Origin of the sequence: Desulfovibrio sp. 1188_IL3213 (assembly GCF_036763145.1) — a bacterium.
Lineage (GTDB): Bacteria > Desulfobacterota > Desulfovibrionia > Desulfovibrionales > Desulfovibrionaceae > Desulfovibrio.
In genome coordinates this window covers 1-7967 of sequence record NZ_JBAIYR010000074.1, presented here as the reverse complement: position 1 = coordinate 7967, position 7967 = coordinate 1, and the positions used below count along the sequence as shown (strand labels likewise).

Genomic DNA, 7967 nt, shown 5'->3' with positions numbered 1-7967 from the left:
CCTGTCGGCGTGGTTGTCCAGACGAGTCACGGGCTGCGCGTCGGGCGCGGTATCGCCGAGCACGTACCCCTGCGGGTCCAGCAGGGAAAGACGCTCTTCGGGCATATCAAGAATGGCGGCAAGGCGCGTCAGCCCGGCCGTATGGTCACCCATACCGTCCAGAATAACTCCGGCCAGCGCTGTTTCACGCACCAGACGTTCGCGCGCCGACTCAAGCTGTACTTTTTCAAACCAGGCTTTGCCGTAAAAAACGGCCACGGCTATGGAAACCAGGGCCACAAACAGCATGCCGCCAAAAATTCTGGTTCTGAATGAAAGCATATCTCCCGCCAATGCGGCCATGCCGCCGTATCTGCCCGGACGCATCGCAAGGCGCGTACCCGGACGGCTATTCCTTGATTCTGTAGCCTACCCCGCGCACGGTCTCCAGCATGGAGGACGCATCGCCCAGCTTGGCGCGCAGACGGCGCACATGCGTGTCCACCGTACGGGCGTATCCCTCAAAGGAATAGCCCCACACCTTGTTGAGCAGTTGCTCGCGTGTGCGCACCGACCCGGCATGGCGCAGCAGGTCTTCCAGCAGGCGAAATTCCGTGGCTGTCAACTGTAATTCTTCGCCCTGCGCTTCCGCAGCATGGGCATCGGGCCGCAGGCGAATGCCGTGACGCTCCAGCACCGGGCTTTCATCATTTCTCGTTCCGCGTCGCAATACGGCCCGTATGCGCAGCATAAGCTCACGCACGCTGAAAGGCTTGACCACATAGTCATCAGCCCCAAGGCTCAGGCCCACCACGCGATCCATCTCTTCACCTCTGGCCGTGAGCATCAGCACGGGGATATGGGCGGTTTCGGCCTGCGCACCCAAAAGGCGGCAGACCTCAAATCCGTCCGGGCCGGGCATCATGACATCCAGCAACAAAAGAGCAGGCAGATGCTGACGGGCCAGTCTGAGCGCCTCGTTGCCATCGGCCGCCTCCAGAACGCTGAAACCCTCACGCTCCAGATTAAAGCGCAAAAGCTCGCGGATATCGGCTTCATCTTCAACTATCAATATCTGTTGGCTCATAGTGCACACCTCTGTGACGCAGCCCGAGTAAAGCGTTTCTTTGCGCCAATGTGATGGTAGCTTTGTTACATTTGCGTGACATGGCGAACCACCTGAAAAAGCATGCCTCACCGGGCATGGCAAATCAATTGACGCCTTTTCCGGGCTTCCCCGCCCCATATCGGTCAACCCGATCCATATCCCCAGACCGGCATACTCGCCATGCCCACGCAATACGGGCAGCGATATTCCGCAAAACTCTCTGCGCGGGCTGCGGTATGGCCTGACGTCCTTTCACGCAGTCTTCGTGTTTCCGTCATCATTCTGTAACAGAGGCGGGCCAAAAGAAAGGCACGGCAAACAAATGCCGCGGGTGGAATTTTTTCACCCCTGATAAAACCAGGAGAAACTCATGTCTTTTGATCTCAAAAAACGCGTTTCCCGTTACAGCGGCAGGCTCGCGGCCTGCGCTCTGGCCGTGCTTTTCTGGAGCGCTTCGGCCTCCGCCGCCCAGCAGGTCATCATCAACGGCTCCACCACCGTGCTGCCCGTGGTGCAAAAAGCCGGTGAAGCTTTCATGGCCTCTCACCCCGGCACGGAGCTGAGCATTTCCGGCGGCGGCTCCGGCAACGGCATCAAGGCGCTCATTGAAAAACAGTGCGACGTAGCCATGAGTTCGCGCGACATCAAAGACAAGGAAAAGGACGCCGCAGCCAAAAACGGCATTACGCCCCTGCGCACGGCCATAGCCATTGACGCCATTGTGCCTGTGGTCAACCCGGCCAATAAGGTGGGCGCTCTCACCCTTGCGCAGTTGCGCGACATTTACACCGGAAAAATCACCAACTGGAAAGACCTTGGCGGCGAAGACGCTCAGATTGTGGCGATCTCGCGCGATACTTCTTCCGGCACGTTTGAATCCTGGGAAGAGCTTGTCATGAACAAGGAGCGCGTCAGCCCCAGGGCGCTCATGCAGGCTTCCAACGGGGCCGTGGTGCAGACGGTGAGCAAAAACAAGAACGCCATCGGCTATGTGGGTCTGGGTTATGTGGACAAGTCCACCAGAGCGGTCACGGTTGAAGGCGTAAGCCCCAGCGCCGAAACGGCCCTTTCCAAACAGTGGCCCATCGCCCGTGAACTGTACATCTTCACCAGCGGCGCGCCTGAGGGCGCGGTGAAAGAATTTGTGGAATACCTGGTAGCGCCCGACAAGGGCCAAAAGGATGTGCTCGCTGTGGGCTACGTGCCCCTGAGCAAATAAACAACGGACAAAAAATCCTTGCAGGGCGCGGGCAGGCCGGACACCGCAAACCGGCCTGCCCTGCCCTTGCCACACCGTGCAATGGACGCGCCTGCGCGTCAGGAGAACGGCCCATGCGTTCCACAGACCTGAAAGAAAAACTGGTTCGCTGTATACTCGCCGGCATGGCGGGCAGTTCGCTGCTGGCCCTGGCCGGTATCGTCATATTTCTGTTTATGGAAGGCCTGCCGCTCTTTGCGCATTATCCCGTCACGGATTTTCTTTTCGGTCGCCTGTGGTACCCCACCGAAGACCCTGGCCTGTTCGGCATTTTCCCCCTGCTGATAGCCTCGCTGGCGGTAACGCTTTTTTCCTCACTGCTGGCAGTGCCGCTGGGCGTGCTCACAGCCGTATACCTTACGGAAATTGCCCACCCTGCCGTGCGCCGCATCATCAAGCCCTTTGTGGAACTGCTGGCCGCCCTGCCCTCGGTGGTGCTGGGTTTTCTGGGCATGGTGGTGCTGGCCCCCATGCTGCAGGACTATCTGGGCGCGGCAACAGGCCTGAACCTGCTCAATGCCTCTGTAGTGCTGGCCTTCATGAGCGTGCCCACCATCTGTTCGGTTTCCGAAGACGCGCTTTACAGTGTTCCGCGCGACCTGCGCGAGGCGTCGCTGGCGCTCGGGGCCACGCGCTGGCAGACCACGGTGCGCGTTGTCATTCCGGCGGCGCTTTCGGGCATAGGCACGGCGGTCATGCTCGGCATGTCGCGCGCCATCGGAGAAACAATGGTGGTGCTTATGGTGGCGGGCGGCGCAGGCATCATTCCCACATCATTGCTTGATCCTGTACGCCCCATGCCCGCATCCATTGCCGCCGAAATGGCCGAGGCCCCCTTTCGCAGCGAACACTATCACGCACTTTTTGCCATCGGCATCGTGCTCTTTTTGCTCACACTGGCCTTTAACATGCTGGCAGCCCATATTGCCGAGAAACACCGTCAGGCCGGTACTTCGAGCCTGTAACAATACCGCGGGAATCGGGGAAAAACATGTCACAGCCCATATGGCCCGGTCAGACCGGCACTCCGGACACGCCGCAAAAACGCTTTACGCCAACAAGCGGCAAGGCGCGCGGTCGCGCACAAAACCTCATGTTCCTCTTTTTGCGGGGTGTGGCAGCATGCAACGTGCTGGCCCTTGTAACCGTGTGCGGCTTTCTGCTCTATCACGGCCTGCCCGCCCTCAGTTGGGAATTCATAAGCCAGACCCCCCGCAGCATGATGACCGAAGGCGGCATACTGCCCTGCATTATCGGCACGGCCATCCTTTCGCTGGGGGCGCTGCTGCTGGCTTTTCCCCTGGGCGTGGCCTCGGCCGTTTACCTGCATGAATACGCCAAACGAAATGCCTTTGCGCGCTACGTTCGCCTGGGCGTCAACAATCTGGCCGGGGTTCCTTCCGTGGTTTTCGGCCTTTTCGGCCTGTCATTTTTTGTGACTTTTTGCGGCTTCGGGGTCAGCATCCTCTCCGGCGTGCTCACCCTCGCCGTGCTCACCCTGCCCGTCATCATCGGCACGGCCGAAGAGGCCCTGCGCAATGTGCCTGATACCTATCGCGAAGCCTCGCTGGCCCTGGGGGCCAACAAATGGCAGACCATCAGCCGCGTGGTGCTGCCCTGCGCCCTGCCCGGCATGCTTACCGGGGCCATCCTTGGTGTGGCGCGCGCCGCTGGCGAAACCGCCGCCATCATGTTCACGGCGGCTGTTTTTTATACACCCAAGACTCCGGATTCCATCTTCAGCTCCGTTATGGCCCTGCCCTACCATATGTATGTGCTGGCTACCGCAGGCACAGAAATAGAAAAAACCCGCCCCCTGCAATACGGAACCGGGCTTGTGCTGCTGCTTCTGGTGCTGGGCATGAACCTGGCGGCCATACTGCTGCGCGACCGCCTGCAGCGCAAACGCTGATATTTGCCGGCCTTTTTACCTTTCCTGCCGCTCCCTTGGCGTTCCTTCCGGACTCCGCCGCCCGTCACCAAAATGGTGGGCGGCGTTTTCAACGCTGCATGGCAGGTCAAAGGTACAGCCAGCGCAGAACTTCAACGCATTTCATGCGCAACCTGCTCTGGCGGCTGTGCTGCACCGCGAAATGCATTGGGGCTGATATTTTTCTGGCAGCGCGCCCCTGCGTAAAAAAATGCCACGTCAGTGGCACAAATTACGTTATCAATGCAAAAAGGGGGAGCCGAAGCCCCCCCTTTGAAGTCATCTCGCTTGCCTTGCGGCAGGCTGTGCAGCTTTGAGCAGTTCAACCCCGAAAGGTTTCAATGCTCTGCCTGAAATGGACGCACGGTAAACGTGCTTCGCCGTCAGGCGACCATTTCAGGCATTAACTGTTCTAGAAGCTGTACGCGAAGACCACCTGGGCCTTCCACATATCCTGCTTGTCGAAGCTGCCGCCGCCGTTGGCCTTCTTCCAGGTGCTGTTGTCCATAAAGTTGGCAACGTAGTCCAGTTCAAGATTCATTTCGAGGTTTTCGTAAATCTTGTAGCTGTTCACCAGGTTGAATTCCAGCATGCCGTCGTTGGTGGTCAGGTACGGGCTGGGTGCGCCATCGCCATATTCCGTGGCCCAAGAGTACGCGTTGTCCATGTACTTGGCCATGGTGGGGCTGTTGGTGCCGCCAAAGTAGACCACGCGGAAGGTGTGCGACAGGTCTTCGATGAAGCTCATGTCGCGGATCTGCGCGCCGATACCCCAGGTGCCGGCGTAATCAACACTGTAGTCCTGACGGATCCAACCCATGTTACCGTCACCCATGAAAGAGGTAAAGTTGCCCATGGGTACAATGGAAGGCATGCGCTCGGAGCCGTTCTTGGGATTGCTGTCGTCACCGGAAGCATACCAGCCGAGAAGGCCGGGTACGCCCCAATCCAGCTTGTATTCCACCAGGGCCTTGGCAAGCCAGCCCTGACGTTCGGTACTGGAACGCTTGGTCACAGTGTTGCCGTTCTTCTCGGCGTCAAAGCGGCCCATGCCCTGCATATAGCCGTAGTTGATGTCCAGTTCGATGTTCAGCGGATCAAACATGGTCACGGCGATGGGCAGACCAGCCCAGAAGGCACCGCCGTACTCGTTGCCGGTGCGCCCGACATTGTTAACGCCGGTCATGCCAGGGTAGGGACGCAGAGTAAATTTCGGGTTACCATCGCGAGTGCCGATGGCATCATAACGGTTTTCGTCCTTATTCCAGGTTTTCAGGGCGTTCTTGCCCACCATGCCGTACATGGCCCAGGGGGTCACGTTCACGCCGTCAAAGGTCAGGGGGACCATCAGGCTGAACAGATCCATATTGTCAAGATAGTTATTTTTCTTGGTGTTGTCGGCGTCAACGTAGTTGTCGTTCAGCGGACGCGCCCACAGGGCGGTCAGGCCGACGTTTTCGTTGAACTTGTAGTTGACGGTGATGCCGGCAACGTCGGTATCCATAACAGCGGAGCCGCCGGCCACGTTGGGCAGGGCCACGCCCTGGATGCCCATGCGCACCTTGGCGTCGGTATCGGGCACGATCCAGTCGAGGTACGCGCGCTTCAGCCTGATCTGGTTGGAACTGTCAGCGCCGAGGGCGCCGCCGCTCTTGGACTGGCCCCAGGTTGTGGTGCCGATTTCAAAGTACACGGTGCCGGACAGGGCTTCGGAAGCCACGGCATCCAACTGCAGGCGCAGGCGCTGAGCGGCTTCAAAGTGGTCATTGCTGTTGAACTTGCTGCTCTTGCCGGTGTCGCCGTCACGATAGTTCTTGATGGGGTTGGCATCGCCCACGCCGAAGCCCATGAGCCACTGGCCCTTGGCCTTGAAGTCAATGGCGCTGGCGCCGGTGGCCGCGCCCAAAAGCAGGCCGGCGGCCAGCACGAGTGTACAGATACGTTTCATAGCCCTTCCTCTCTTTAAAAAAACATCCCAAAAAAAATACAGCAACCTACGTTTAGGTTGAAATTCTTTCTACACGGATTCAGTTTCAGTGGCAAGAATTTTCGTAAAAAAATTTTAACCGACATCAAAAAACCTTGCCCCGCCCTCTTTTTGGGGCGCTCAGGAGACGTAAAAAACGGCATTTGCTCTTGCAGATGCCGTTTTTACTGCCGAATGTTTCCGGTCCGCTCACGAAAAAATCCGCAAGCGTTTCAAACATCGTGTTACAAAAAATCTGGATCAGCGGCAGCCTTGCCTTCCGCCAGCATGATGCGCACATAATGCAGGCTGTGCTCGTCCACAGGAATGATGGGAAAACCCTGCCCGCAGCCCGGGCAACGCACCATGCGCGGCTCCGTTGGGCTGGCCTGAGGCACATGCTTGCCACAACCCGGACACTGATAAAAGAAAAGGATTTCCATGCCATCCGGGGCCACAGGCTCTATGGGCCGTTTACGTTCAGCCACGGGCGTCCTCCCTTTTGTCCGAATCTGTTTCCTGCCCACGGGCCAGATTTTGCCCCGTCATGAGGGAAGATGGGGCAAGGCCCCACAAAGCCAGCAGCGTGGGCGCCACATCGGCCAGCCTGCCGTCGGCCAGTTTTTTGACCTCGCCGCCCGGCTCAAGCAGGATGCAGGGTACGGGATTGGTGGTGTGGGCCGTTTGCGGCTGGCCTTCGGGCGTAAGCATGACTTCGCAGTTGCCGTGGTCGGCAATGACGAGCATGCGCCCCTGGCGGGCTTCAACAGCCTCGACCATGCGGCCCACGCACTTGTCCACCACCTCGCATGCCTCAACGGCTGCCTCTAGAACCCCTGTGTGACCGACCATGTCGCCGTTGGCAAGATTGCAGACCACAAGATCATACTGGCCGGAATTCCAGGCCTTGATAAACTCGTCCGTCACAAGGGGCGCGCTCATGGCAGGTTTGAGGTCATAGGTCGCCACGTCGCGGGGAGAAGGCACAAGGATGCGGTCTTCGCCCGTAAACGGCTCTTCCACGCCGCCATTGAAGAAATAGGTCACGTGGGCGTATTTTTCCGTTTCAGCCAGCCGCAGCTGGCGCATGCCCTGGCGCGACACCACCTGCCCAAGCCCCTGATCCACCGCTTCTTTGGGAAAGGCCACTGGCAGATTGAAGCTGGCCTCGTAAGAGGTCATGGAGGCCAGGGCCGACAGCACGGGCATTTTGCCCCTGTCAAAGCCCTCAAAACCGGGCGTGATGAAGGCAGCGGTCAATTCCCGCATCCGGTCTGCCCGGAAGTTAAAGAAAAAAACCGCATCGCCATCGGCCAGACCGGGCGTGGCATCGCCTGTGGAGAAGCGCACGGGCTTCAGAAATTCATCGGTAATGCCCCCGGCATAGGAAGCTTCCACCGCTGTCACGGGATCGGCCGCCAGAGGGGCCGTGCCATGCACGATCACATCCCAGGCTTCCTTGACGCGCTCCCATCGCTTGTCGCGGTCCATAGCGTAAAAACGCCCCACCAGACCGGCAATACGCGTCTGCGGCTGATTCTTTATGCTGGCCTCAAGGGCGCGTACAAAATCCACCCCGCTATGGGGCGGGCAGTCGCGCCCGTCTGTAAGGCCGTGAATGCGCACAGGAACCTCCTGCGCAGCCGCCATATCGCACAGGGCCTCAAGGTGGCGAATGTGGCTATGCACGCCGCCGTCAGACAGCAGGCCCACAAGATGCAGCATG

At 59.0% G+C, this 7967-nt stretch carries 7 protein-coding genes and 1 pseudogene; 3 read left to right on the top strand and 5 right to left on the bottom strand.

The features are described 5' to 3' along the window. Positions 1–321 (bottom strand): annotated as a pseudogene (locus V6C16_RS05335) (PAS domain-containing sensor histidine kinase); the annotation flags it as partial. Between the two features lie 67 nt (positions 322–388). Next, entirely contained in the window at positions 389–1066 is a 678-nt protein-coding gene (locus V6C16_RS05330) for a response regulator (protein ID WP_333536743.1), read from the bottom strand. A 391-nt stretch (positions 1067–1457) separates the two neighbouring features. On the opposite strand from V6C16_RS05330, the gene V6C16_RS05325 reads away from it, so the two are divergent. The 3 genes from V6C16_RS05325 to pstA all read left to right on the top strand — a co-directional run bounded on the left by V6C16_RS05325 (position 1458) and on the right by pstA (position 4257). Next, complete coding sequence (locus tag V6C16_RS05325; RefSeq protein WP_333536744.1) at positions 1458–2306, top strand: PstS family phosphate ABC transporter substrate-binding protein; 849 nt, start codon at positions 1458–1460, stop codon at positions 2304–2306. 113 nt (positions 2307–2419) lie between these two features. Further along, positions 2420–3310, top strand: coding sequence for a phosphate ABC transporter permease subunit PstC (gene pstC, locus V6C16_RS05320; protein ID WP_333536745.1), 891 nt, complete (start codon positions 2420–2422; stop codon positions 3308–3310). A 128-nt stretch (positions 3311–3438) separates the two neighbouring features. Then, entirely contained in the window at positions 3439–4257 is an 819-nt protein-coding gene (gene pstA, locus V6C16_RS05315; protein ID WP_333542856.1) for a phosphate ABC transporter permease PstA, read from the top strand. A gap of 430 nt (positions 4258–4687) precedes the next feature. Here the strand turns inward: pstA and V6C16_RS05310 are convergent, their stop codons facing one another. The 3 genes from V6C16_RS05310 to gpmI form a co-directional block, all read right to left on the bottom strand. Further along, the gene (locus tag V6C16_RS05310; protein ID WP_333536093.1) at positions 4688–6223 is read right to left on the bottom strand and encodes an outer membrane homotrimeric porin; all 1536 of its coding nucleotides are present in this window, start codon (positions 6221–6223) and stop codon (positions 4688–4690) included. Between the two features lie 263 nt (positions 6224–6486). Beyond that, the gene (locus tag V6C16_RS05305) at positions 6487–6729 is read right to left on the bottom strand and encodes a hypothetical protein (protein WP_012624199.1); all 243 of its coding nucleotides are present in this window, start codon (positions 6727–6729) and stop codon (positions 6487–6489) included. Next, on the bottom strand, positions 6722–7967 hold a 1246-nt coding region (gene gpmI, locus V6C16_RS05300), incomplete at its 5' end, for a 2,3-bisphosphoglycerate-independent phosphoglycerate mutase (protein WP_333542855.1). The genes gpmI and V6C16_RS05305, both read right to left, overlap by 8 nt.

Coding starts and splice junctions, on each gene's coding strand:
- V6C16_RS05330 (WP_333536743.1), bottom strand. CDS start 1,066: ATGAGCCAACAGATATTGATAGTTGAAGATGAAGCCGATATCCGCGAG.
- V6C16_RS05325 (WP_333536744.1), top strand. CDS start 1,458: ATGTCTTTTGATCTCAAAAAACGCGTTTCCCGTTACAGCGGCAGGCTC.
- V6C16_RS05310 (WP_333536093.1), bottom strand. CDS start 6,223: ATGAAACGTATCTGTACACTCGTGCTGGCCGCCGGCCTGCTTTTGGGC.
- pstA (WP_333542856.1), top strand. CDS start 3,439: ATGTTCCTCTTTTTGCGGGGTGTGGCAGCATGCAACGTGCTGGCCCTT.
- pstC (WP_333536745.1), top strand. CDS start 2,420: ATGCGTTCCACAGACCTGAAAGAAAAACTGGTTCGCTGTATACTCGCC.